We start from the raw sequence: 24,388 nt of genomic DNA, 5'->3' as shown, positions 1-24,388 counted from the left end.
ATTGATATGAAGGTACTGGTCACCGGGGCCACCAGCGGCTTAGGCCGCAACGCGGTGGAATATCTGCGCCGTAAAGGCATCAGCGTCAGAGCAACCGGTCGCAACGAAGCGATGGGTCGCCTGCTGGAAAAAATGGGCGCGGAGTTCGTCCATGCAGATCTGACCGAGCTGGTATCTTCCCAGGCGAAAGTGATGCTCGCAGGCGTCGATACCCTGTGGCACTGCTCCAGCTTTACCTCACCGTGGGGCACGCAGGAAGCGTTCGACTTAGCGAATGTGCGCGCCACCCGCCGCCTTGGCGAATGGGCCGTGGCCTGGGGCGTGCGCAACTTCGTGCACATCTCTTCACCCTCGCTCTATTTTGACTATCACCATCACCGTGACATCAAAGAAGAGTACCGTCCGCAGCGCTTCGCCAACGAATTTGCCCGCAGTAAAGCGGCGGGGGAAGAGGTGATCAATCTGCTGGCGCAGGCTAACCCGAACACCCGCTTCACCGTGCTGCGCCCGCAAAGTTTGTTCGGCCCGCACGACAAAGTGTTTATTCCGCGCCTGGCGCAGATGATGCACCACTATGGCAGCGTGCTGCTGCCGCGCGGCGGTGCGGCGCAGGTCGATATGACCTATTACGAAAACGCTGTTCACGCGATGTGGCTGGCCAGCCAGCCGGTGTGTGATTCCCTGCCATCAGGCCGCGTCTACAACATCACCAACGGCGAGCCGCGCAGCCTGAAAAGCATCGTGCAGAAGCTTATCGACGAGCTGGACATTCACTGCCGGATTCGCTCAGTGCCTTATCCGATGCTGGACATGGTCGCCCGCAGCATGGAGCGCTTTGGCAATAAAGCGGCCAAAGAGCCCTCCTTCACCCACTACGGCGTGTCGAAGCTGAACTTTGATTTCACTCTCGACATCAGCCGCGCCGAGCAGGAACTGGGCTACAAACCGATCGTCACGTTAGATGAAGGTATCGTGCAAACCGCACATTGGCTGAAAGACCACGGCAAGCTGCCGCGCTAGCCCTGCCCGTATTTCTCCAGCAGCGCTTCTGCGATAGCCTGGGTTTCTGCATCCGCCGTGCCGTCATAGCGCGACGGACGGAAATGCATCTGAAACGCGGAGACGACCCGTTTTTGCTGCTGCCAGGTCATGCCCGGCGTCACTTCGTAGCCATAGCGCGACAGTAAATCCAGCACCGAAGCCATTGCAACCGGCTGCGAAGGCGCGCGCCCGTTCAGGTAAAATCCTACCCGATTTGCATCCGGCCATGCGCCAATTCCCTGCTGCGCCAGCTCCCGCCAGGGAAATTCAGGGCCCGGATCGTCTTTACGCTGCGGGGCAACATCCGCGTGGGCCAGCACGTTCTGCGGCTCAATGTTGTATCGGGCGATAATGTCCTTCGCCAACGGGATCAGGGCATCGATTTGCGACTGCGTAAAAGGCGCGTAGGCTTTTCCTCCTGCCGTTTTCTGCCAGCCCGGGTTTTCCAGCTCGATGCCAATTGAGGTATCGTTGATACGCGTGGCGCCGCGCCAGAAGCTGATACCTGCATGCCAGGCCAGATCCTGCTCCGGCACCAGCTGCCAGATGAGCGGCTTGCCGTTGCGAAGCGGCGTATTTTCCGCAATCAGGTAATGCGTGCTGACGTTTCTCCCCGTCAGCGTTGCCAGCGAGTTATCAAAATCTCCGGCGGTGTAGTGGATAACCAGCTCTTTGATTCGCGGGTACGCATTCGGTGCCGGATGGTTGGTGTCGAGCAGATAGCCAGGTTTGCTGATCACACCCTGGCGGCTGAGTTCCCTTTCACTGGAGCAGCCTGCGAGCAACAGCACCAGCGCCATGAGTAAATAACGTTTCATCGCCGTACTTTCACCGCCGTTCCGCTGACGCTGACCATCAGCATGCTGCTGTCCTTGCCGACGGTTTCGTAATCAATATCAATGCCGACCACCGCGTCCGCGCCCAGCGCTTTTGCCTGTTCGCCCAGCTCCTGAAAAGCGATTTCGCGCGCCTTGCGCAGCTCTTTCTCATACGCGCCTGAGCGCCCGCCAACGATATCGCGGATCCCGGCGAAAAAATCACGGAAGATGTTCGCCCCCAGAATCGCTTCGCCGGTCACGACGCCGCAGTATTCCACAATGGTTTGCCCTTCCAGGGTCGGTGTGGTTGAGAATTGCATTCGGCCTCCTTCTTCAATGCCTTAGCTCGGTTAATCAAACGCATTATCGTACCGATACGCTATGCTTGAAAACATCTAAATACCGTAGTCAGTCTATAAGGAAATCCACTATGCGCTACTCTGCCGCTGCTCTGCTTGTCCCTTGTGCCCTTCTGCTCAGCGCCTGCACCACCGTCACGCCAGCCTTTAAGGATATCGGTACCCGCTCCGGCCCTTGCGTGGAAGGTGGCCCGGACGCCGTGGCCCAGAAGTTTTACGACTACCGCATTCAGCACCGCAATAACGATTTGGCCGGCCTGCGTCCTTACCTGAGCGACGATCTGGCGAAAGTGCTTAACGATGCGAACAGCGATCCGAATAAACGTGCACTGCTTGAGCAGGATCCGTTCTCCAGCCGCACCACCCCGCCGGACAGCGCCAGCGTCGCCAGTGCCTCCACCATCCCGAATACCGATGCACGCAACATTCCGCTGCGCGTTGAATTGAAGCAGGGTTCTCAGAGCTGGCAGGATGAAGTGCTGATGATTCGTGAAGGACAGTGCTGGGCCGTCGATGATGTCCGCTACCTCGGCGGCAGCGTTCACGCTCCGGCTGGCACGCTGCGCCAGACGCTCTCTAAGTAAAATTCCCGCCTAATAACTCAGGGTAAATGTCTGGCATTCTGTGAGGAATGCCAACATTTATTCCTCCGGTCCTGCGCCTTCGCTATTTTGTGCTAACTTTAAGTGTCAACACGGTTTATAGTTAAGTTTTAACGCATAAATATTGCATAACTATTCTGTGAACGTTACTATTTGCGGCCTCAATAGCTATCGGTGTCAGATTTCCCGGATGAGTATAAAACTAGAAGGCATTAACTGCTTTTACGGCGCGCATCAGGCGCTGTTCGACATAACCCTGGACTGCCCGCAGGGTGAAACGCTGGTGCTGCTTGGCCCTAGCGGCGCGGGAAAAAGTTCGCTGTTGCGCGTCCTTAACCTGCTGGAGATGCCGCGCTCTGGTACGCTCTCCATTGCGGGAAATCAGTTCAATTTCAGCAAGGCCCCTTCTGATAAAGCGATTCGTGATTTGCGTCAGAACGTCGGAATGGTCTTCCAGCAGTACAACCTGTGGCCGCACCTGACCGTGCTGCAAAACCTGATTGAAGCGCCCTGCCGCGTGCTCGGTTTAACCAAAGAGCAGGCCTTAGCGCGTGCTGAAAAGCTGCTGGAGCGCCTGCGCCTGAAGCCTTACAGCGATCGCTATCCGCTGCATCTTTCCGGCGGCCAGCAGCAGCGCGTGGCCATTGCCCGTGCGCTGATGATGGAGCCGCAGGTTCTGCTGTTTGATGAGCCAACCGCCGCACTGGATCCGGAAATCACCGCCCAGATAGTCAGCATCATTCGCGAGCTGGCACAAACCCAGATTACCCAGGTGATCGTCACCCACGAAGTCGAAGTGGCGCGTAAAACCGCCAGCCGCGTGGTGTATATGGAAAACGGTCACATCGTCGAACAAGGGGATGCGGGCTGCTTTGCCGCGCCGCAGACCGAAGCGTTTAAAAATTATCTTTCACACTGATGTTTTGGGAATAATGACAATGAAAAAAATCGTGATTGCCGCGCTGCTTGCCAGCGTCAGCCTCTCAGCCAGCGCTGCCCAGACTATTCGTTTTGCGATGGAAGCCTCTTATCCTCCGTTTGAATCCATGGACGCCAGCAACAAGATTGTCGGCTTCGACGTGGATCTGGCGAACGCCCTGTGTAAGCAGATCGACGCCACCTGTACCTTCACCAATCAGGCCTTCGACAGCCTGATCCCAAGCCTGAAGTTCCGCCGTTTCGACGCGGTGATTTCCGGTATGGACATCACCCCTGAGCGTGAAAAGCAGGTGCTGTTCACCCAGCCTTACTATGAAAATTCCGCGCTGTTCGTCGGCCAGAAAGGCAAAATTGCCGATATCGCCGCGCTGAAAGGCAAAAAAGTGGGTATGCAGAACGGCTCCACCCATCAGAAATTCATCACCGACAAGCATCCGGAAATCACCGTTGTGCCTTACGACAGCTATATGAACGCCAAACTGGATATGCAGAATGGCCGTATTGATGCCGTCTTCGGTGACACAGCCGTCGTAACCGAGTGGCTGAAAGCCGATCCGAAACTGGCCGCTATCGGCGATAAAGTGACGGATAAAGACTACTTCGGCACCGGCCTCGGCATTGCGGTCCGCCAGGGCAACACCGAGCTGCAGCAGAAGCTGAACACGGCGCTGGATCAAGTGAAGAAAGACGGCACTTACCAGACCATCTACAGCAAATGGTTCCAGAAGTAAGACTTGATGAACGAAATGTTTCCATTAGCAAGCGCCGCCGGGATGACCGTCGGCCTTGCCGTTTGTGCGCTGGCGATTGGCCTGGTGCTGGCGATGCTCTTTGCAGTCTGGGAGTCAGCCAAATGGCGTCCGGTTGCGTGGGTTGGCACCGGTCTGGTCACTATTTTGCGTGGATTACCGGAGATTCTGGTGGTCCTGTTTATCTATTTTGGCTCTTCACAGCTGCTGCTTCTGCTCTCTGACGGCTTCACGATCAACCTCGGCGTTGCGCAGATCCCGGTGCAGATGCAAATTGAGAACTTCGACGTCAGCCCGTTCCTGTGCGGCGTGATTGCGCTCTCCCTGCTCTATTCCGCTTATGCCTCGCAAACCCTGCGCGGCGCGTTGAAAGCCGTGCCTCAAGGACAGTGGGAGTCCGGCCAGGCGCTGGGGCTTTCCAAAGCGGCGATTTTCTTCCGCCTGGTGATGCCACAGATGTGGCGTCATGCGCTGCCGGGGCTGGGTAACCAGTGGCTGGTACTGCTGAAGGATACCGCGCTGGTGTCGCTTATCAGCGTCAACGATTTGATGCTGCAAACCAAAAGTATCGCCACCCGCACTCAGGAGCCGTTCACCTGGTATATCGTGGCGGCGGCCATCTACCTGGTGATCACCCTGCTCAGCCAGTACATCTTCAAACGCATTGACCTGCGCGCGACTCGCTTTGAACGGAGACCAGGCTGATGCTTGAGTATTTACCCGAACTGCTGAAAGGGCTGCACACCAGCCTGACGCTGACCGTGGCGTCTATCGTGGTGGCGCTGATCCTGTCGCTGATTTTCACCATCATTCTGACGCTGAAAACACCGGTGCTGGTGTGGATCGTGCGCGCCTATATCACGCTGTTTACCGGCACGCCTCTGCTGGTGCAGATCTTCCTGATTTACTATGGCCCGGGCCAGTTCCCGCAGCTGCAAAACTACCCTGCGCTGTGGCATCTGCTCTCTGAGCCGTGGCTGTGTGCGCTGATTGCCCTGTCGCTCAACAGTGCCGCGTATACCACTCAGCTGTTCTATGGCGCGATCCGCGCCATTCCGGACGGTCAGTGGCAGTCCTGCGGCGCGCTGGGGATGAGCAAGAAAGACACGCTGGCGATCCTGCTGCCTTATGCTTTCAAGCGCGCCCTCTCCTCTTACTCCAACGAAGTGGTGCTGGTGTTCAAGAGCACGTCGCTCGCCTACACCATCACCCTGATGGAAGTGATGGGCCACGGCCAGCTGTTGTACGGCCGAACCTATGACGTGATGGTGTTTGGCGCGGCGGGTATCGTGTATCTGGTCGTCAACGGCCTGCTGACTCTGCTGATGCGCCTTATCGAGCGTAAAGCGCTGGCCTTCGAACGCCGCAGCTAACAGCATAAAAAATCAACAACATGGCGGGTATCCCTCTTGATATCCGCTTTTTTTATGTTCATTTTAAAATATTTAATCATTTTTATTGAATATAAATTCACTCAATGGCAAGGTAACGCTCATGCCTCAGACAGGGCACAATTGACAAGATTGACCGACGGGAGCTTTACTATGAAAAAATTAATTCTGGCAGCGCTGCTTGCCACCGTAGCCGCAGGGGCCAGTGCAGCCGAGAAAATCAGCTTTGGCGTCTCCGCCACCTACCCACCGTTTGAATCCCTTGATGCCAATAACCAGATTGCCGGGTTCGATATCGATCTGGCGAAGGCGTTATGCAAACAAATGCAGGCAGAGTGCACCTTCACCAACCACGCGTTCGACAGCCTGATCCCGTCGCTGAAGTTTAAAAAATATGATGCGGTGATTTCCGGAATGGACATCACGCCGGAGCGCAGCAAGCAGGTAGCCTTCACCGACCCGTACTACGCCAACTCAGCGCTGGTGATCGCCAAAAAAGATACGTTCAAAAGCTTTGACGATCTGAAAGGCAAACGCATCGGCATGGAGAACGGCACCACGCACCAGAAGTACCTCCAGGACAAACATCCTGAAGTGAAAACCGTCGCCTACGACAGCTACCAGAATGCGATCATCGACCTGAAAAATGGCCGTATCGACGGCGTATTCGGCGATACCGCCGTGGTGAACGAGTGGCTGAAAACCAACCCGCAGCTGGGTGTTGCCACGCCGAAAGTCACCGATCCGCAGTACTTCGGTACCGGCCTTGGCATCGCAGTGCGTCCGGACAACAAAGCCCTGCTGGAAAAACTGAACGGTGCGCTGAAGGCGATTAAAGCGGACGGCACCTACGAGAAAATCAGCACGCAGTGGTTCCCTGAGTAAAGGGTTCATTGCGGTCTGACGCCCTCACCCCAACCCTCTCCCACAGGGAGAGGGTGCAAACACTAAAAAAGGCATCCGAAGGTGCCTTTTTGCATTTATAACGGTACAAAAAACCGGAAACAGGCGCCGGGCGCCGCATCCATCAGGCGAATTCCCCCGCCGTGCAGTTCCAGCATGCGACGCACAATCAGCAGCCCTAACCCGCCTCTGTCCTCCCGCGCGCTTTTGGCATTGAGCGCTGAAGGGCGCTGGAACAGCTGATCGCGCAGCCCGTGATCCACGCCCGGCCCGCTGTCGGCCACCTCCACCTGCAATTGCGCATTTTCCTGCCAGACCCGCAGTTTTATCGTCCCGCCCTGCGGCGTGTGGCGCACGGCGTTGTCGAGCAGGTTGGTCACCACTCGCTCAATCATCGACACGTCGGCAAACACCTGCGGCAAAGTGCGCGGCATATCCACCTGCAACGTGAGCTGCCGGGTTTCAATCGCCAGGTCGAACTTCTGAGCCACGTCCTGAATCAGCTCGCCGATGGCAAACCGCTCCAGCTGTGGTTTTATGCCGCCGTGTTCCAGCTTCGCCAGTTCAAACAGCTGCTGCGATAAGTGGCGAACTTTGTGCCCCTGACGCAGCGCTATCGCCAGATACTGTCGGTTATCCTCCGGCGTCAGGGTATCGGCCTTCAGCGAAAGCGTTTCCAGATAGCCAAGTAATGACGTCAGCGGCGTGCGTAAATCATGAGAAATGTTGGCGATAAACTCGCGGCGCTGGCGGTCGCTGTCGGAAAGCTCATCCCACTGGCTGGCGATTTTGCGCGCCAGCTCGATAAAAGTGTTGTGCAGGATGGCGACTTCATTAGCCGGCTCCTGCTCCGGCGTCTGCTGCGCCAGCTGTTTGATGGCGCTGATGCTGTCCTGGTCGAGGCCGCGTACGTCCGCGGTCAGCTGCTTCACCGGGCGCGTCACCCAGTACCAGACCATCATCCCCGCGAGGCTGCCAAACAGCGCCACCAGCAGCAACGACCACAGCACCGTGCTCCACAGCGCTTTCTGCCAGGCGCTGTCGGAGAGCGCATTCAAATCTTCGCCCTGCAAAATGATGTACAGATAACAGTGCAGCTCCCCGTTCAGCCGCACCGGGGCGACGCTGAACACTTTGCGTTTATCCAGGCTGCGCGGGTCGTCGCCAAAGATTGGCCACGCAGCACCGCCAAGAAAGGTCTGTAGGGGTGCAATATCAATCTTCTGGCGCTTGACGTGCCCCGCCGGGGCGGCATCTGCCAGCAGGTCGCCTTCCGGAGAAACAAGATAGAGCTCAACGCTTGGATTCAGGGTCATCAGCCTGTCAAACAGCGTTTTGAGCGTCGGACGGTTCACGTTGCCCTGCTTATCGAGCAGCGGTTCGCTGTTAACGATTTGCTGCGCCAGCCCGGCAGAGAGACGCTGTACCATGGCGCTGCCGTACTGGCTGGTGCTGTAGAGCTGGACGCTGCACGCGGCGATGGCGCACAGCAGCAGGATTGCGGTGAACACCAGCGTCAGCCGTTGGCTCAGACTCAGGCGACGGATCATGGCGTGCGCTCCGTTTTGCCGCTGGCAAACTTATAGCCTTTGCCCCACACCGTGAGGATAATTTCCGGCTCTGCGGGGTCGTGCTCAATTTTGATGCGCAGACGGTTGATATGCGTGTTGACGGTATGTTCATAGCCTTCGTGCTGATAGCCCCAGACGCGATCCAGCAGCGACAGCCGCGAGAAAACCTCGCCGGGGTGACGGGCAAACCAATAGAGCAGATCGAATTCGCGCGGCGTAAGCTCAATCTGCTCGTCGCGCAGTCTCACTTCTCGCGCCAGCGGGTCGATGGTCAGCCCGTGGCAGCTGATTTGCCCCCCCTCCATGCGAATGTTTTGCCCCATCGCCTCCTGACGGCGGAAAAGCGCCTTGACGCGCGCAATCAGTTCCAGCACTGAAAACGGCTTGGGCAGATAGTCGTCTGCGCCCATTTCCAGGCCCAGCACCCGATGCGTTTCGCTGGTGCGGGCGCTGATAATAATCACCGGCAAATAGCGCGTCATCTGGCGAATGCGGCGGCAAATCTCCAGGCCGTCAACGCCGGGCAGCATTAAGTCGAGGATCACCGCATCCCACACCTGTTTTTCCAGCTGCACCAGCGCCTGATTGCCATCCGCTTCATGGACAATCTGATAGCCTTCGTCCTGAAGATTAAGGCGCAGCAAAGTGGCGATATCCTGATCGTCTTCCACCAGCAGTATTTTCTTTGGCGTTGTCATCGCATTCCACCCTGAGTCGTTTCTCCAAGCTTAACGCAGGGAGGCGCCGCGAGTTATCACATTTAATTTAAACTTCCGTGAGGAAGTGGGGATGAGTTTTCGTCCATGCTGTGGGCATGTCATTCACGGAGAGCCGACCATGTCCTCTGAGCGCCCCAGGAACATTCACCCGCTGTGGCTGCGCTGCTGCCACTGGGTTAACGCCATCGCCATCGCCGGCATGATGTTTAGCGGATGGCGCATCTATAACGCCTCTCCGTTGTTTGACTTCACTTTCCCGGCGGAAATCACCCTCGGCGGCTGGCTTGGCGGGGCTTTGCAGTGGCATTTCGCGATGATGTGGCTGCTGGGGATTAATGCCGTGGTGTATCTGTCTTTGGGGGTGATGACCGGCCGCTTTCGTCGCAAATTCTTTCCCCTTTCTGTGCGTGAATTGCGCCATGACGTTGTTCAGGCGCTGAAGGGAAAGCTGCAACACACCGACCTCAGCCACTATAACGCCGTGCAAAAGCTGGCGTATCTCAGCGTGATTTTGCTCGGCATCGGGCTGGTGCTTTCTGGCCTGGTGCTGTGGAAATCCGTGCAGTTTCCACTCCTGCGAGAATTGTTGGGTGGTTATGAAACCGCGCGCTACATCCACTTTTTCTGCATGAGTGCGATGGCGGCTTTTGTGGTGATTCATTTGTTGATGGTGCTGCTGGTGCCAAAAACGTTACTGGCGATGCTGCGTGGGCGCTAAGGACAACGCAATGAAAAAACCTACTTTTCTCTCCGAAAGCGATGCGCATGACCTGGTCAGGGATGCCGAAAAATTATTGAGTCCCGAACGTCGTCGCCTGCTGCGCCAGGGCCTGACGCTCGGCGGCATTATGATGCTTACCGGCTGCGACATCAGCGATAACCAGAGTGTTGAGACGGCGCTGTCCCGCATGTCTCGTTTTAACGACCGCGTACAGGGGTTTCTGTTCAGCCATCGGAATCTGGCGCCTGAGTATCGGGAAACCGATATCACCCGCCCTTTCCCGTTTAACGCTTTTTATGGCCGGGATGAGATCCCGCAGGTTGATGGCCGTGATTACCAACTGGAGATCCGCGGGCGGGTACAAACCACCAAAAGCTGGACGCTGCCAGAGCTCTACCACATGCAGCAGGTAAGCCAGATAACGCGCCACATCTGCGTCGAAGGCTGGAGCGCCATCGGCAAATGGGGCGGCGTGCCGTTCCACCATTTTTTGCAGCTTATCGGCGCAGATCGGCGCGCGAAGTATGTCAGTTTCCGCTGCGCGGATGATTACTACACCAGCATTGATATGGCGACAGCGTTGCACCCACAGACGCTGCTGGCCCTGACGTGGGATGGCCGAATTCTCCCTCCTGAATACGGCTTCCCGATGAAAATCCGTATCCCGACCAAGCTCGGATACAAAAACCCGAAGCATGTTTTATCCATAGAAATCACCAATCGCTTCCCCGGCGGTTACTGGGAAGACCAGGGCTACAACTGGTTTGGTGGAAGCTGACACACAACACGTAAACGATGAGGAATGACCATGAAAAAAGTAATGATTGCTGCTGCAGCCCTTTCCGCACTGGTGATGTTTAATGTTCAGGCGGCTGACGGCATGAGCAAAGATGCGATGAAGAAAGACAGCATGGCGATGTCACACGATGGCATGGCCAAGGACGGGATGGCTAAATCGCACGACAAAATGTGCAAAGACGGGATGTGTAAAGACGGCATGAAAAAGGATGAAATGAAGAAAGACAGCATGGGCAAAATGGATAACATGTCGAAAGACGGCATGAAAAAGGACGCGATGAGCCACTGATGGCAAACATCCGCCGGGAGGCACCTTGTTTGCCCGGCCTACAGGAAATTCGTAGGCCGGGTAAGGCGAAGCCACCACCCGGCGTTTTTATTCCCGAATCAGCAGCGTCAGCACCTCATAGTGCGCAGTATGCGGGAACATATCAAACAGCTGCACGCGGGACACGCGATAATCCGGCAGATGGCTAAAATCCTTCGCCATCGACTGCGCGTTGCAGCTGGAGTAGACAATAAACTTCGGCGCCATTTCACTCAAATAATCACACAAAGCTTTGCCAATCCCTCGCCGTGGCGGATTGACCAGCACCAGTTCCGGCACGCTTCCCTGAGCGGTCGCAAACTGCGTGGAATCCAGCGCCTGGAACTGCAGGTTTTGCAGCCCCAATTCTTGCGCCGATTGCTTCGCGCAGGCAATCGCCTCTGCCGAAATTTCTATTCCGGTGAGCGTCATCTCTGGCGTGGCGCAGTGCAGGCCAAACCCGCCAACGCCGCAGAACAGATCCCACATATGCTGTACCGGCAGCTCGCGCACCCAGTCACGCGCGGTGGCGTAAAGCAGGCCTGCAACCGTCGGGTTGGTCTGGAAGAAGCTTTGCGGGCGGATCCACAGCGGCACGCCGTTAAACCGTTCAGGCAGCGCCTGCTGTTCGGTGAGAAAGATCTCCTGTTCGCCTTCCATGATCGCCATATGAACGGGCTGAATGTTCACCGAAATCACTTTCAGCTGCGGCAGCTGCGCCTGTAATTCGGGCAGCGCCGCACGCAGCTGGGCCAGCTTCGTTTCTGAACGCAGCACGAAGCGCAGCATCATTCCGCCATCCAGCTGGCTTTCGGTCAGCAGCAGGTATTTCAGCTCACCGCGCTTACGGGCGACGTTGTAGGGAGTGAGGCCCGCGCGGGCGATAAAGGGCTTTAATGCGCTGAACACTGGCGCAAAAGTGTCGGGATAGAGCGGGCAGTTGCAAAGATCTTCCGGCGTGCCGTCGCGGTGCAGCATGCCGAGCAGCGGTTTTTCCACGCTGCCGCTGACCACCATTTTGGCTTTGTTACGAAACCCCGCTTCAGGGCCGCTGACGGGCGCACTCCAGGCTTCCACGTTTGTCGCAGAGAGTAAATGCCGGAGATCCGCCATTTTGGCGGCAAGCTGTTGCGATACCGGTTGTTCGAGCCACTGGCAGGAGCGGCAGCGGCCGGCATCATAGAGTGCGCACTGCATAGATTAACCTTTGCGATTTCGGGGCCGGGATTGTAGCACCGTTATTGCAGACGGAAAAACCGACGGCTGGCAGCGGGGACAAAAAGCAGTAGCAACACCAGCACATCCGGCAATTTTTGCATCACCAGCGAGCGGAAAATCTCCCGTTTTGACTCGCCCGCAATACTGAACAGCTCAGGATAACCATAGCCTAATGATGCGGCCCACAGGTAGCCTGCCGCGAGCACCTGGGTAGACAGATAGAGCCAGCGGGCCCAGTTTCGCCCTTTCACAAGCGAAAAGGCACACCAGATTTCGACGAAAACCAGAATCAGGCTTGCCAGAAAAACCGACGTTAAGGTCCAGGTCTGCACGCTGCGGTGGATAAACTCCTCCATGCCACGTAAGCCCAGCACGTTAAAAATCATCAGTAAATCGAGGGCGCGAATAAGAATAATGGCGAGCGCCGCCACCTGCACCAGCGCAGGGACGTTCAGACTGGCATGAGACTGTCGGGTTTTAGCAAAGAGTCGCAATTGTGGCCTTCCATGAAAACGCCTCCCCCAACCGGGAGAGGCGATGACACAACGGGCACGATTTTATGCGCTTCAGCCGCGTCTTGCACGCTGGATATCGCGCATACGCTGTTTTTCAGCCCTTGCCATGAGGAGCCAGGCAAATAAACCGACGATTCCTACCACGCCGAGGATCAGCGTTGCCAGGGCGTTGATTTCCGGATTGACCCCCATGCGCACGTTGGAGAAGACCAGCATCGGCAAAGTGGTTGCCCCCGGCCCGGAGACGAAGCTGGCGATAACCAGGTCATCCAGCGACAGCGTGAACGCCAGCAGCCAGCCCGAAATGACCGCAGGCATAATCATCGGCAGCGTGATAACGAAGAAGACCTTCAGCGGCGTGGCACCCAGATCCATCGCGGCTTCTTCAATCGATTTGTCGAGTTCACGCAGGCGCGAGTTAATCACCACCGCGACATATGCGGTACAGAACGTCACGTGTGCCAGCCAGATGGTCAGCATTCCACGCTCTGACGGCCAGCCAACAGCGTGCCCAAGCGCCACAAACAGCAGCAGCAGCGACAGCCCGGTGATGACGTCCGGCATAACCAGCGGCGCGGTTATCATAAACGCAAAGCCGTTAGCCCCGCGAAAACGCCCGAAGCGCACCATCACCACCGCCGCGATGGTGCCGAGGATCGCGGCCATCGTCGCTGCCCCGGCGGCAATCGTCAGGCTGAGCCCTACGGCATGCATCATAGCGTCGTCACGGAACAGCTCGCCGTACCAGCGGGTCGACCAGCCAGCCCACACCGTCACCAGCTTCGAGCTGTTGAACGAGTAGATGACCAGCATCAGCATCGGCGCGTAGAGGAACGTAAAACCGATGACCAGAATCAGGATCCGCCACGGCGAACGGACTACCGGTAAATTGTTCATCCGTGATCCCCCATCTGTTTTTGCTGATGCTTGTGGAACCACATGATCGGCACGATCAGCAGCAACAGCATCACCACGGCCACGGCAGACGCCACCGGCCAGTCGCGGTTGTTGAAGAACTCCTGCCACAGCACGCGCCCGATCATGATGGTGTCCGGGCCGCCGAGCAGTTCAGGTATCACGAACTCACCCACCGCAGGAATAAACACCAGCATCGAGCCTGCGATAATCCCGCCTTTAGTCAGCGGCACAATCACGCTAAAGAAGGTTTTCAACGGCTTCGCACCAAGATCGAGCGAGGCTTCCACCAGCGAATAATCAATGCGCGTCAGCGCGGTGTAAATCGGCAGCACCATAAACGGCAGGTAGGCGTAAACGATGCCGATATAGACCGCCAGATTGGTGTGCAGGATTTCCAGCGGCTGATCGATGATCCCGGTCCACATCAGGAAGTTGTTCAGCACGCCGTTGCCTTTCAGGATGCCTATCCACGCATACACGCGGATCAGGAACGACGTCCACGACGGCAAAATGACCAGCAGCAGCAGAATATTGCGGGTGGAGGGCTTACTGTGCGCCACCGCCCAGGCAAGCGGGTAACCCAGCAGCAGGCAGCAGATTGTGGAAATGGCCGCCACCTGCAATGACTGCAGATACGCCTCAAAATAGAGCGGATCGTCCGTCAGCTGGAGGAAGTTGCCGAGGTTCAGCGTCAGCGTGATCTGGTCGTCGGCCCATTCCCACAGGTCCGTGTAGGGTGGAATGGCACGCGCCATGTCGGCGAGGCTAATTTTAAAGACGATGAGAAACGGCACCATAAACAGCAGGACAAGCCACAGATACGGCAGGGCTATCACCAGTTTACGGCCATGCTTCATCTGCATTTTGGCCAGCCACGCGGCAAAGCCTTGCGGCGGTTTTGCGCGGACCGAAGGTTCTAATGTGCTCATTGCGCCCTCCCCTACACCGTCAGAACCACACAGCTGTCGGCATCCCAGCACAGACGCACCTCATCGCCCCAGGTCGGCTGACCTTTGCGATAGCGGTGTTCGTTCTGCAACTGGGCGCTGATCATCTGGCCGCTTTTCAGCCGCACGTGGTAAATCGACAGATCGCCGAGATAGGCGATGTGCACCACTTCCCCGACGGCAAAGTTATAGCCATCAGCAGGCGGCTCTTCGCAGAGCATAATTTTTTCAGGACGCAGCGCCACATACACCGGCACGTTATCCACCACTGACGCGTCCGGGTCGACCTTGAGCGGATGCACCAGCCCCGGCGAATCAATCACCAGGCCATCTTCCTGCCGATCTTTCAGCAGGCCTTCGAACACGTTCACCGAGCCGATAAACTCGGCGCTGTAGCGGGTCGTCGGGTGCTCGTAAATCTCTTCCGGCTCGCCAATCTGCACGAATTTTCCGCGGTTCATAATGGCAATGCGGCCCGCCATGGTCATCGCCTCTTCCTGATCGTGGGTCACCATTACGCAGGTAACGCCAACGCGTTCGAGGATATCCACCACTTCAAGCTGCATTCGGTCGCGCAGTTTTTTATCCAGCGCGCCCATCGGTTCGTCGAGCAGCAGCAGCTTTGGCCGTTTGGCGAGGCTGCGGGCCAGGGCTACGCGCTGGCGCTGGCCGCCGGAAAGCTGATGCGGCTTACGTTTGGCGTACTCCTGCATGTGAACGATGGCGAGCATCTCCTGCACGCGGGCAGCGATCTCCGCCTTCGGCAGTTTGTCCTGCTTGAGGCCAAAGGCGATGTTCTGCTCCACGGTCATGTGCGGGAAAAGCGCGTAGGACTGGAACATCATATTGATCGGACGCTGGTATGGCGGCACCTGCGAAAGGTCTACGCCATCGAGCACGATTTGCCCGGCGGTGGGTGATTCGAACCCGGCTAGCATGCGAAGCAGCGTGGACTTCCCACAGCCGGATGCGCCGAGCAGGGCAAACAGTTCGCCTTTGTATATGGTGAGGCTGACGTCATCCACGGCGTGCTGGCCGTCGAAGGATTTAGTCAGATTGCGGATTTCCAGCAGCGGGGTCAGCGCTTTGCGGGTTTTCGCCTGTGGGCGTGGGATTGCGTCAGTCACGATGGTGCTCTCCGGCAAAAAACAACATTTGCATGGTCCGGTGCCATACAAAGAACTTCACAGTGCAGATGCCCACTTTTGGTGCACATCTGCCAGACGGCTTTTTGTTAGTCCGGCCCGTTCGGGAATTTGCCCGGCAGCGTTTAAGTTACCGGGCAAGACGGGTTACTTCCCGGTTTTCACTTTGGTCCACGAACGAGTGATCACACGGTCAATTTTTGGTGACAGTACGGACTGGGTGAACAGCTTCGCACGCACATCCGCTGGCGGATAAATGCCTGGGTTGTCGCGCACTTCAGGGTTCAGCAGCGCCGTCGCTTCTTTATTGGCGTTGGCGTAATAGACGTGGTTACTGATATTCGCCACCACATCCGGACGCAGCAGGTAGTTCAGGAACTGATAGGCTTCCTCGGTGTTTTTCGCATCTTTCGGAATCGCGAACATATCGAAGTAGACCATCGCCCCTTCTTTCGGAATGGTGTAGGCAATGTTCACCCCATTTTTGGCTTCTTTCGCGCGGTTTGCCGCCTGCAAAATATCGCCGGACCAGCCAATCGACACGCAGATATCGCCGTTTGCCAGGTCGTTAATGTACTGAGATGAATGGAAATAGCGGACGGAAGGACGCAGCTTCAGCAGCAGGTCGTTCGCCGCACCGCTGTAGTCTTTCGGGTCTGAGCTGTTCGGATCTTTGCCCAAATAGTGCAGCACGGCGGCATACACTTCGCTTGGGGCATCAAGGAATGAGACGCCGCAGCTTTTCAGTTTTTCGAGGTTTTCAGGCTTGAGGATCAGGTCCCAGCTGTTCACCGGGGCATCTTTGCCCAGCGCCGCTTTTACCTTGTCGACGTTATAGCCGATGCCGGTGGTGACCATCATGTACGGAATGCCGTATTTGTTGTCGTGGTCGTTTTGCGCCACCAGTTTGAGCATTTCCGGATCGAGGTTTTTGTAGTTCGACAGTTTGCTCTTATCAATCGGCTGGAATATGCCCGCCTGCGACTGACGCTCAAGGAACTGCGAAGACGGCACCACGAGGTCATAACCGGTGCTGCCCGCCATCAGTTTGCCTTCCAGCACTTCGTTGGAGTCAAAGACGTCGTACACAACCTTGATGCCGGTTTCTTTGGTGAAATTATCCAGCGTGTCCGGGGCGATATAGTCAGACCAGTTGTAAATATGCAGCGTTTTTTGTTCAGCGGCGAGCGCACCTGCGGAGACGGCCATCAGCGCCCCCGCAACCAGACCCGCTAACCATTTCTTATTTAAGGCGGTCATATCTCTTTTCCTTATCAACGTCCGTTAACATTTGGACCAAAACAGATGCCAGCCGATACATGCAAAAAGCATGCATATTTTGTCATTCTGCAAAGAAAAGGAGACAGGTCCTCTCCTGGCAGGGTTTGCTCGCGATTGCTTCAGGATAATGCGCGACACATCGCGATAAACGCAGTGTTTCGCGCGCCCTGATTGAGGCTTCGCAAGAATAACTTTAGCCAGGGTTGGCCGCTATAGCCCGGGTGAAAAAACGTCTTTTATCAATTTTTTATGCAAGATCACTTTATGGCGTAAGCCATCCGTCGCATTGCAGCAGTGAATAATTCTTTAAGAAGAGGTTAACGACAGAATATTGCGGGGGTTTACGCAGCCGCGCTGGTGGCGACTGCGTCGGGAAAGGACAGGCTTAGTGAAGAAAATGGAGCTGCGACTCTTCGACAGGTTGTTCTTCTTCATCGCCTTTAAACAGCAGCTGGTGAGAGGCGGCTTCAAGGATCACCATTGAGACCTGCTCTTCACTCTGGCGGAAGAACCATTCGAACTGCTCGCGGGTGACGCCCACGTTCACCGAAAGCGACTGACACACCACCAGCTTCGGCAGGTTATCATCCTGAATATCGAGGAACGCTTTCACCGTCAGCGAGCTGGCGTTGATGGAAGAGAGGTCCGAGGCCAGCGGCAGCAGGGCTGAAGGCCGGACTTCCGCCAGCGCCGAGAACAGCACCACGTTATCCAGCAGATCGAGCTTAGCGTCAAAGATGCCATCAAAATTCTGCATATGCGGCAGGTGCAACGCCTGACAGGTATCGCACTCATAGAAGCTGATGCCCATTTCGTCGAGCCATTTACGCAGCGTGTCCAGACCCGGAACGACGAGTGAATCCATAAACCCTGAAACCTCATGCTGTGAAAGAAAAGCGTAACCCTAATGAAACGCGCTACAGGTTACGCAAAAAAGCGTTCAGATGCTACGAAACAGGTGAAATCCTGTGCTAGCCACCCGTTTTCAGACAAAATCCAGGCCGGGCCTGGCGTTCAATCCATTCGATCATTTTCCCCGCGATATCCATCCCGGTGGTTTTTTCGATCCCTTCGAGGCCCGGCGAGGCATTCACTTCCATCACCAGCGGGCCACGACTGGCGCGCAGAATGTCGACACCAGCCACGTCCAGGCCGAGGGTATGAGCTGCTTTGATGGCGATTTCACGCTCAAGGGGCGTGATATTTGCCACGGTCGCCACACCGCCGCGGTGCAGGTTCGAGCGGAAATCCCCCTCCTTTGCCCGACGTTCAATGGCCGCCACAACGTCATTCCCTACAACCAGGCAGCGAATATCACAGCCTTTGGCCTCCTGAATATACTCCTGCACCAGGATGTGCGCGTTCAGCCCGCGAAAGGCGTCAATCACGCTTTCCGCCGCCTGGCGCGTTTCGGCCAGCACCACGCCGATGCCCTGAGTGCCTTCCACCAGCTTGACCACCAGCGGCGCGCCGCCAACCATATCGATAAGATCGCTGGTGTCGTCCGGCGAATGGGCAATGCCGGTCACGGGCAAATCAATGCCCTGCCGGGCAAGCAGCTGCAACGAACGCAGCTTGTCGCGGGCGCGGGTAATGGCGACGGATTCATTGAGCGGATAGCTGCCGAGCATTTCAAACTGGCGCAGCGCGGCGGTGCCGTAGAAGGTAATCGCCGAGCCGATACGCGGGATCACCGCGTCATAATGCGGAAGCTGGCGGCCCTTGTAATGAATCGAAGAGGCCGCCGGGCTGATGTTCATATAGCAGGAAAGCGGATCGAGAATTTCGACCAGATGGCCGCGCTTTATCGCGGCCTCACGCAGACGTTTACAGGACCAGAGCGTTCCGTCCCGGGACAAAATGGCGATTTTCACCCTGCACCTCACTGTGATGACCTGAAAAAAACAGCCACATCATACCCGGAGAGAAATTTATCGGATAGCCCAGCCCTGCTTGTGCAGGTAGTCGAGAATGAACGGGCGAGTCTCTTTGACGATCGTGCGGCGAATATGATCGCTCCAGGTATCCGCCCGCGTGTTGCTGCCGCGCGAGAGATAGTAATTCGCCATCTCTTCGTCGTAGTGCGCCAGTTCGGCTTCATCGACCGGATGGTACTGGTTTTCATGCACCACAATGCTCGCGGGCAGGCGCGGCTTAACGCCCGGGTCGTCCGCAGGCCAGCCGAGACACAGGCCAAACAGAGGCAGCACATGCTGAGGAAGTTTCAGCAGTTCGGTAACGGCTTCAATACTGTTGCGGATCCCGCCGATATAAACGCCACCGAGGCCCAGCGATTCCGCAGCAATCATGGCGTTCTGCGCCATCAGCGCCGTATCCACGGTGCCGAGCAAAAGCTGTTCCGCACGCCCCAGCTGTGCTTCAGGGCAAATTTGCAGATGGCGATTAAAATCAGCGCAGAATACCCAGAACTCCGCCGCCTGCGCCACGTGCTGCTGCCCGCCGGTCATTTCTACCAATTGCTGGCGAAGCTGCGGATCAGTGACGCGCACGATGGAGCTGCACTGTAAAAAACTGGAGCTGGCCGCCGCCTGAGCGCTGGCGATAATCGCCTCGCGCTGCGCCTGAGTCATGGGCTTATCGGTGAAATGGCGAATGGATCGGTGACTTAACAGCAGATCAATGGTCGGCGTCATTGCGTTTTTCCTGGTCAGGCGAAGTGGGTTTATCGTCACGCTGCATCAGCTGTGGGGCGATGGTCTGTGCCACCCCGCGCAGCAGCGCGACCGCCGCGGGGATCATCAACAGAATGCCCGCGAAAATCATTATTATTCCCGCCGTTGGGCTGGCCAGCAGCGCGGGTAAGGCGACGTAGTGATTCAGCGAAAGCCAGGCCAGCAGCATCAGCGCCATGCCAAACATTTCCAGAATCAACACGCTTTTAGGCAAACGGCCCAGTGAGCGCATGGTCAGTCTCCGGTCGAAGAGTATAACGGGGAGGATAGCAACTGTAGTTGGCGAAACAAGTCTTCGGGAATCGGAACGAAAGGTACAACCTTCTTTCAACGGCGCGCAAGGACGGGCATGATAAACGCCATTCGCCGTCAGGCTCAGTTTCAGGAGAGAAAACAATGTTTACCGTTATTTTTGGTCGTCCAGGTTGCCCTTACTGCGTTCGTGCGAAAGAGCTGGCAGAAAAGCTGACCAATGAGCGTGATGATTTTAACTTCCGTTACATCGACATCCATGCGGAAGGGATCAGCAAAGCGGATCTGGAGCAGACCGTTGGCAAACCGGTTGAAACCGTGCCACAGATCTTCGTCGATCAGCAACACATCGGCGGCTTTACCGATTTTGAAGCCTGGGCCAAAGAGAACCTCGGCCTCTACGCGTAAGACTTTGCGTGGGCGTTAGTCGCGCCCACGCTTTGCGCCAATCAGCACGCTGATAAACAGATAACCAAGCGCACCTAACGCGCACCAGAACACCGCACTGAAAATCCACGCCAGCTCCTGCCAGAACGAGCGATCGGAAAAGACCCCTACCCGCATCAGCACCAAACATACCGGCGTCGCCAGAATGGCACCCAGCAGAGGGAACAACACGCGCTGTTTGCTTGAGATAAAACTCGCCGCCACTCCGGGGATAACAAAGAACAGCAGGCCCAGTTCAGGATGGCCGGACGCACGAAGGGCACCGTTCACATTCAGTAACAGAAAAAGGCACACCATAATAAAGAGAATAAAGCTGCAGATAACCCCTGCCCAGGCTCGTTCCGATCTCAAAATTCCTCCTGATCATTCTCTATCAAACCCAATTACGCCCAGTGAGATAAAGTTTTCCGGCAATCCATGCCGTAAAGCACTTACGTAAGGACAAAAGATTGTGACTAGCCGCCGCAATCAGAAACAATTAAACTAACGACCTAAATTTGATGGTGAAAAACGTCGTCCTGTTTATAGAAAATTCTTAGGCGACACAGGGAAAACCTTAGCCCAAATAGCCATTCCTTTCAACAACTTACTAGTAAACAAGAAGTTAGCTTCCGTGAATATAAACGTCGCAGACTTGTTAAATGGGAATTACATCCTGTTATTATTTGTGGTACTGGCGCTGGGCCTCTGTCTTGGCAAAGTACGGCTAGGATCCATCCAACTCGGTAATTCCATTGGCGTTTTAGTGGTCTCTTTGTTATTAGGCCAGCAGCATTTCAGTATTAACACTGATGCCTTAAATCTCGGCTTTATGCTGTTTATTTTCTGCGTCGGGGTGGAAGCCGGACCCAACTTTTTTTCCATATTTTTTCGCGACGGCAAGAATTATCTGATGCTGGCGCTGGTGATGGTCGGCTCTGCGCTGGTGATGGCGCTGGGTCTGGGTAAGCTGTTTGGCTGGGACATCGGCCTCACCGCCGGGATGCTGGCGGGCGCCATGACCTCCACCCCTGTGCTGGTCGGTGCGGGCGATACGCTGCGCCACTCCGGCATGTCAGGCAACGAGCTGGCCTCGGCGCTCGACCACCTGAGCCTGGGCTACGCCCTCACCTATCTGATTGGCCTGGTGAGCCTGATCCTCGGCGCACGCTATCTGCCAAAACTTCAGCATCAGGATCTACAGACCAGCGCCCAGCAAATCGCCCGCGAGCGTGGTCTGGACACGGATTCGAATCGTAAGGTTTACCTGCCGGTTATCCGCGCCTATCGCGTGGGCCCGGAGCTGGTGGCCTGGACCGACGGCAAAAACCTGCGCGAGCTGGGCATCTATCGCCAGACGGGCTGCTATATCGAACGTATTCGCCGCAACGGCATTCTGGCGAACCCGGATGGCGATGCGGTATTGCAGATGGGCGATGAAATCGCGCTGGTAGGCTACCCGGACGCCCATGCCCGTCTCGACCCAAGCTTCCGTAACGGCAAAGAAGTCTTCGACCGTGACCTGCTCGACATGCGTATTGTCACCGAAGAAGTCGTGGTCAAGAACCACAACGTGGTTGGCCGCCGGCTGGCGCAGCTGAAGCTCACCGACCACGGCTGCTTCCTCAACCGCGTGATCCGCAGCCAGATTGAAATGCCGATTGACGACAACATCGTGCTCAACAAAGGCGACGTATTACAGGTGAGCGGCGACGCCCGCCGCGTGAAAACCATCGCCGACCGCATTGGCTTTATCTCGATTCACAGCCAGGTCACCGACCTGCTCGCCTTCTGCGCGTTCTTTATCGTCGGCCTGATGATCGGCATGATCACCTTCCAGTTCAGCTCGTTCAGCTTTGGCGTGGGTAACGCGGCGGGCCTGTTGTTTGCCGGGATCATGCTCGGCTTCCTGCGAGCTAACCACCCGACCTTCGGCTACATCCCGCAGGGCGCACTGAACATGGTGAAAGAGTTCGGCCTGATGGTCTTCATGGCAGGCGTCGGCCTCAGCGCCGGGAGCGGTATCGGCCGCGGCCTCGGTGCCGTCGGCGGTCAGATGCTGGTGGCGGGTCTGCTGGTCAGCCTCGTCCCGGTCGTTATCTGCTTCCTGTTTGGCGCATACGTCCTGCGCATGAACCGTGCCATGCTGTTTGGTGCCATGATGGGGGCCCGCACCTGTGCCCCGGCGATGGAAATTATCAGCGATACCGCACGCAGCAACATTCCGGCACTGGGCTACGCAGGCACCTACGCCATCGCTAACGTGTTGTTAACCCTCGCAGGTACGCTGATTATCGTCATCTGGCCAGGCCTGGGATAAATCTGAAGAAAGGCAATCAGCGAAAAAAATCGCAAATGGGCAGAACTTTTCGATAGTCCGTCAGTCATAAGTTATGCCACTGCTTTTCTTTGATGTCCCCATTTTGTGGAGCCCATCAACCCCGCCGCATTCGGTTCAAGGTTGATGGGTTTTTTGTTGCCTGAGATTTTCCGCCCTTATTAATCAACGGGAAGCATGTCAGGAGAAACCTTTTGTCAGACTCTGATAACTTCCATTTATTTCCTCGTTCAGCCCCAACACCTCAGATCAGACCGAATGAAGCACCCAGTCCCGTCACGGCATCAACCACGTTTTTCATTGCCGGCCTTGGCTGCAGCCTGGCGTGCATAGAAACAGCCGTCAGCGCCATCAAGCGAGTAACTGAGTTGATACTGTCGATTGTCTGCCGACGGCTGGCAGTCGTTTTTGGCTAAACGGAAACTGCGCCAGCAGCAACACGCCCGTTCTCTGCTGTAGCATTCAGCACATAATGTGGCATTTTCTCGCTTGCCACTTCGTTCAACGGGACACACGGCAGGCAATGAATCTGGGCCAAAAAGCCATCAACCAGAGTTGAGTCCTCAGTGAGATCAGTATGCAGCCAGATTTCCGGCGCGGTGAGCTGGCGCGGTTGTTCCGGGTTCAGCTTGTTGCGCAGTGTCTGAACGTTCATTTCTGCGCGCTCAGCCAGCTTTGCCATGTTGTGACGTAAGGCAAAGGCTAGGCAGGTTTCTTCAAAATGCGGGGTTTGGAAACACGATAGTCAAACATAGTCAGAGGCTTCGATGTATCTCAAAATGGAACTAACTTATAGCGACATTGCAATCAGAGAGCGCATCTACAGTCAGTGCAACAATGTTAATCATCACCTTTTCGCGCTTCTTGTCCTTACGCAGACGGTCGCGAGGCAAACGACCATCAGCAAGCGTGTCGTTTATGGTGTCTACAGGTAACCCGGTCAGCTCGCTATAACGTTCGATTGTGACGTGCGGCGTATTCAGAGTGATTGAAATGTTAGGGGTCATGATGCAACATCTCCTATTGGCTTGTGGTGAGCTGGGATTAGAAGTGATTTACTCACGTTTGAGATGAATTCAGACTCACGAAACGTGATCTTCAAGGAGTTTACTCACGTTTCGGGATTTTTATGGATTTACGCAAAGGTGGAAAGGCAGCTATTGACCGCATGTTGGAAGCATACGGATATACAACGAAGCAGGCGTTGTGTGATCAATTGGGTATCAGTAGTAGTACTTTGGCAAACCGTTACTTGCGAGATACATTTCCAGCTGATTACGTAATTCAGTGTGCGTTAGAGACAGGTGTCGCCCTGGAATGGTTAGTTACCGGTGAAGGTTCAAAAACACCAGGCGTTTCGTCGTCTAAACATTTAGAGGAGCTACCCGCTTATACATTAAGCAACGGTATCCTTGTTAAAGACGGTGCTATTGCTTTTGACTACAAATTATTACCAGTAGCGTCTAGAAATATTCATGTTATCAAAGATGCAAATATAATTCATTTCGTTGATTATTCTGAAAGTAATTTAATTGATGGTTTTTGGTTAATATCTATTGATGATAATCTGTCGTTTAGAAAGATTTATCGCTTACCTGCAGGACAACTAAAAGTCGAGAATAACCTCATAAGCTTTATAAGTTTTATAAGCTTTATAAGCTTTATAAGCTTTATAAGCTTTATAAGCTTTATAAGCTTTATAAGCTTTATAAGCTTTATAAGCTTTATAAGCTTTAT

At 55.7% G+C, this 24,388-nt stretch carries 29 protein-coding genes and 1 pseudogene; 13 read left to right on the top strand and 17 right to left on the bottom strand.

Going from position 1 to position 24,388, the window contains the following annotated elements:
* Window positions 1-6 precede the first annotated feature (6 nt).
* Entirely contained in the window at window positions 7-1,020 is a 1,014-nt protein-coding gene (locus tag CRO87_RS13825) for an NAD(P)-dependent oxidoreductase (protein ID WP_097163525.1), read from the top strand.
* Here the strand turns inward: CRO87_RS13825 and CRO87_RS13820 are convergent.
* Both CRO87_RS13820 and CRO87_RS13815 read right to left on the bottom strand, forming a co-directional pair.
* Window positions 1,017-1,859: an N-acetylmuramoyl-L-alanine amidase gene (locus CRO87_RS13820; RefSeq protein ID WP_097163524.1), complete on the bottom strand. Its 843-nt coding sequence runs from the start codon at window positions 1,857-1,859 to the stop codon at window positions 1,017-1,019. The two genes, CRO87_RS13825 and CRO87_RS13820, sit on opposite strands and share 4 nt — an antisense overlap.
* The gene (locus tag CRO87_RS13815; RefSeq protein WP_013366920.1) at window positions 1,856-2,179 is read right to left on the bottom strand and encodes a heavy metal-binding domain-containing protein; all 324 of its coding nucleotides are present in this window, start codon (window positions 2,177-2,179) and stop codon (window positions 1,856-1,858) included. Before CRO87_RS13815 ends, CRO87_RS13820 begins: the two co-directional genes overlap by 4 nt.
* Before the next feature lie 110 nt (window positions 2,180-2,289).
* Between CRO87_RS13815 and CRO87_RS13810 the strand changes: the two genes are divergently transcribed.
* From CRO87_RS13810 to artJ (CRO87_RS13785), 6 genes are all read left to right on the top strand, one after another.
* Window positions 2,290-2,802, top strand: a complete 513-nt coding sequence (locus CRO87_RS13810) for a lipoprotein (RefSeq protein ID WP_097163523.1) — start codon at window positions 2,290-2,292, stop codon at window positions 2,800-2,802.
* Window positions 2,803-3,010: 208 nt separating this feature from the next.
* Window positions 3,011-3,739 (top strand): arginine ABC transporter ATP-binding protein ArtP, encoded by a 729-nt coding sequence (artP, locus tag CRO87_RS13805; RefSeq protein WP_097163522.1) that lies wholly within the window; start codon window positions 3,011-3,013, stop codon window positions 3,737-3,739.
* A gap of 19 nt (window positions 3,740-3,758) precedes the next feature.
* Complete coding sequence (gene artJ, locus CRO87_RS13800; RefSeq protein ID WP_097163521.1) at window positions 3,759-4,490, top strand: arginine ABC transporter substrate-binding protein; 732 nt, start codon at window positions 3,759-3,761, stop codon at window positions 4,488-4,490.
* A gap of 6 nt (window positions 4,491-4,496) precedes the next feature.
* Window positions 4,497-5,213 (top strand): arginine ABC transporter permease ArtQ, encoded by a 717-nt coding sequence (artQ, locus tag CRO87_RS13795; RefSeq protein ID WP_097163520.1) that lies wholly within the window; start codon window positions 4,497-4,499, stop codon window positions 5,211-5,213.
* Window positions 5,213-5,881, top strand: a complete 669-nt coding sequence (artM, locus tag CRO87_RS13790; protein WP_097163519.1) for an arginine ABC transporter permease ArtM — start codon at window positions 5,213-5,215, stop codon at window positions 5,879-5,881. The genes artQ and artM overlap by 1 nt, the downstream gene beginning before the upstream one ends.
* Window positions 5,882-6,052: 171 nt before the next feature.
* Window positions 6,053-6,784, top strand: a complete 732-nt coding sequence (gene artJ / locus CRO87_RS13785) for an arginine ABC transporter substrate-binding protein ArtJ (RefSeq protein ID WP_097163518.1) — start codon at window positions 6,053-6,055, stop codon at window positions 6,782-6,784.
* Window positions 6,785-6,879: 95 nt separating this feature from the next.
* Here the strand turns inward: artJ (CRO87_RS13785) and CRO87_RS13780 are convergent, their stop codons facing one another.
* Together CRO87_RS13780 and CRO87_RS13775 are read right to left on the bottom strand one after the other, a co-directional pair.
* Complete coding sequence (locus CRO87_RS13780) at window positions 6,880-8,352, bottom strand: HAMP domain-containing sensor histidine kinase (protein WP_097163517.1); 1,473 nt, start codon at window positions 8,350-8,352, stop codon at window positions 6,880-6,882.
* Entirely contained in the window at window positions 8,349-9,071 is a 723-nt protein-coding gene (locus CRO87_RS13775; protein ID WP_097163516.1) for a response regulator transcription factor, read from the bottom strand. The genes CRO87_RS13780 and CRO87_RS13775 overlap by 4 nt, the downstream gene beginning before the upstream one ends.
* Before the next feature lie 139 nt (window positions 9,072-9,210).
* Between CRO87_RS13775 and CRO87_RS13770 the strand changes: the two genes are divergently transcribed.
* Genes CRO87_RS13770 through CRO87_RS13760 form a run of 3 tightly spaced genes read left to right on the top strand, consistent with a single transcriptional unit; the run spans window position 9,211 to window position 10,900 of the window.
* Window positions 9,211-9,810, top strand: coding sequence for a cytochrome b/b6 domain-containing protein (locus tag CRO87_RS13770; RefSeq protein ID WP_097163515.1), 600 nt, complete (start codon window positions 9,211-9,213; stop codon window positions 9,808-9,810).
* Window positions 9,811-9,820: 10 nt separating this feature from the next.
* Window positions 9,821-10,591 (top strand): molybdopterin-dependent oxidoreductase, encoded by a 771-nt coding sequence (locus CRO87_RS13765; RefSeq protein WP_097163514.1) that lies wholly within the window; start codon window positions 9,821-9,823, stop codon window positions 10,589-10,591.
* 30 nt (window positions 10,592-10,621) lie between these two features.
* Window positions 10,622-10,900, top strand: a complete 279-nt coding sequence (locus tag CRO87_RS13760) for a pentapeptide MXKDX repeat protein (protein ID WP_097163513.1) — start codon at window positions 10,622-10,624, stop codon at window positions 10,898-10,900.
* A gap of 87 nt (window positions 10,901-10,987) precedes the next feature.
* On the opposite strand, the gene rlmC is transcribed toward CRO87_RS13760, so the two are convergent.
* From rlmC to CRO87_RS13710, 10 genes are all read right to left on the bottom strand, one after another.
* The gene (gene rlmC / locus CRO87_RS13755) at window positions 10,988-12,115 is read right to left on the bottom strand and encodes a 23S rRNA (uracil(747)-C(5))-methyltransferase RlmC (protein WP_097163512.1); all 1,128 of its coding nucleotides are present in this window, start codon (window positions 12,113-12,115) and stop codon (window positions 10,988-10,990) included.
* A 41-nt stretch (window positions 12,116-12,156) separates the two neighbouring features.
* Complete coding sequence (locus tag CRO87_RS13750; protein ID WP_097163511.1) at window positions 12,157-12,630, bottom strand: YbjO family protein; 474 nt, start codon at window positions 12,628-12,630, stop codon at window positions 12,157-12,159.
* Window positions 12,631-12,702: 72 nt separating this feature from the next.
* On the bottom strand, window positions 12,703-13,548 hold the full coding sequence (gene potI / locus CRO87_RS13745) for a putrescine ABC transporter permease PotI (protein ID WP_097163510.1): 846 nt from the start codon (window positions 13,546-13,548) through the stop codon (window positions 12,703-12,705).
* On the bottom strand, window positions 13,545-14,498 hold the full coding sequence (gene potH, locus CRO87_RS13740) for a putrescine ABC transporter permease PotH (RefSeq protein ID WP_097163509.1): 954 nt from the start codon (window positions 14,496-14,498) through the stop codon (window positions 13,545-13,547). The genes potI and potH overlap by 4 nt, the downstream gene beginning before the upstream one ends.
* 11 nt (window positions 14,499-14,509) lie before the next feature.
* A complete protein-coding gene (potG, locus tag CRO87_RS13735) occupies window positions 14,510-15,643 on the bottom strand; it encodes a putrescine ABC transporter ATP-binding subunit PotG (RefSeq protein ID WP_176504312.1) in 1,134 nt (377 codons plus the stop codon).
* 165 nt (window positions 15,644-15,808) lie between these two features.
* Complete coding sequence (gene potF, locus CRO87_RS13730; RefSeq protein WP_097163507.1) at window positions 15,809-16,921, bottom strand: spermidine/putrescine ABC transporter substrate-binding protein PotF; 1,113 nt, start codon at window positions 16,919-16,921, stop codon at window positions 15,809-15,811.
* A gap of 406 nt (window positions 16,922-17,327) precedes the next feature.
* A complete protein-coding gene (locus tag CRO87_RS13725; RefSeq protein ID WP_097163506.1) occupies window positions 17,328-17,807 on the bottom strand; it encodes a YbjN domain-containing protein in 480 nt (159 codons plus the stop codon).
* Between the two features lie 106 nt (window positions 17,808-17,913).
* Window positions 17,914-18,816 (bottom strand): 30S ribosomal protein S6--L-glutamate ligase, encoded by a 903-nt coding sequence (gene rimK, locus CRO87_RS13720; protein ID WP_097163505.1) that lies wholly within the window; start codon window positions 18,814-18,816, stop codon window positions 17,914-17,916.
* A 57-nt stretch (window positions 18,817-18,873) separates the two neighbouring features.
* Window positions 18,874-19,596, bottom strand: coding sequence for an oxygen-insensitive NADPH nitroreductase (nfsA, locus tag CRO87_RS13715; protein ID WP_097163504.1), 723 nt, complete (start codon window positions 19,594-19,596; stop codon window positions 18,874-18,876).
* The gene (locus CRO87_RS13710; protein ID WP_097163503.1) at window positions 19,580-19,867 is read right to left on the bottom strand and encodes a YbjC family protein; all 288 of its coding nucleotides are present in this window, start codon (window positions 19,865-19,867) and stop codon (window positions 19,580-19,582) included. Before CRO87_RS13710 ends, nfsA begins: the two co-directional genes overlap by 17 nt.
* 164 nt (window positions 19,868-20,031) lie before the next feature.
* Here CRO87_RS13710 and CRO87_RS13705 point away from each other — a divergent pair, with 164 nt between their 5' ends.
* The gene (locus CRO87_RS13705) at window positions 20,032-20,295 is read left to right on the top strand and encodes a GrxA family glutaredoxin (RefSeq protein WP_097163502.1); all 264 of its coding nucleotides are present in this window, start codon (window positions 20,032-20,034) and stop codon (window positions 20,293-20,295) included.
* Between the two features lie 15 nt (window positions 20,296-20,310).
* Here CRO87_RS13705 and CRO87_RS13700 read toward each other — a convergent pair whose 3' ends face one another.
* The gene (locus tag CRO87_RS13700; protein ID WP_097163501.1) at window positions 20,311-20,685 is read right to left on the bottom strand and encodes an inner membrane protein YbjM; all 375 of its coding nucleotides are present in this window, start codon (window positions 20,683-20,685) and stop codon (window positions 20,311-20,313) included.
* Between the two features lie 262 nt (window positions 20,686-20,947).
* On the opposite strand from CRO87_RS13700, the gene CRO87_RS13695 reads away from it, so the two are divergent.
* Window positions 20,948-22,633, top strand: a complete 1,686-nt coding sequence (locus CRO87_RS13695) for an aspartate:alanine antiporter (protein ID WP_097163500.1) — start codon at window positions 20,948-20,950, stop codon at window positions 22,631-22,633.
* Window positions 22,634-22,895: 262 nt separating this feature from the next.
* On the opposite strand, the pseudogene CRO87_RS13690 reads toward CRO87_RS13695, so the two are convergent.
* Window positions 22,896-23,404: pseudogene (locus CRO87_RS13690) on the bottom strand (phage regulatory CII family protein).
* 32 nt (window positions 23,405-23,436) lie between these two features.
* Window positions 23,437-23,658: a regulator gene (locus CRO87_RS13685; RefSeq protein ID WP_097163499.1), complete on the bottom strand. Its 222-nt coding sequence runs from the start codon at window positions 23,656-23,658 to the stop codon at window positions 23,437-23,439.
* Between the two features lie 122 nt (window positions 23,659-23,780).
* Between CRO87_RS13685 and CRO87_RS13680 the strand changes: the two genes are divergently transcribed.
* A partial coding sequence (locus tag CRO87_RS13680) for a phage repressor protein CI (protein WP_141398703.1) occupies window positions 23,781-24,388 on the top strand: 608 nt, incomplete at its 3' end.

Origin of the sequence: Enterobacter sp. CC120223-11, from assembly GCF_900215375.1 — a bacterium.
Taxonomy (GTDB): domain Bacteria; phylum Pseudomonadota; class Gammaproteobacteria; order Enterobacterales; family Enterobacteriaceae; genus Scandinavium.
The sequence above is the reverse complement of the archived record's forward strand: the minus strand, read 5'-3'. Positions and strand labels throughout refer to the sequence as shown.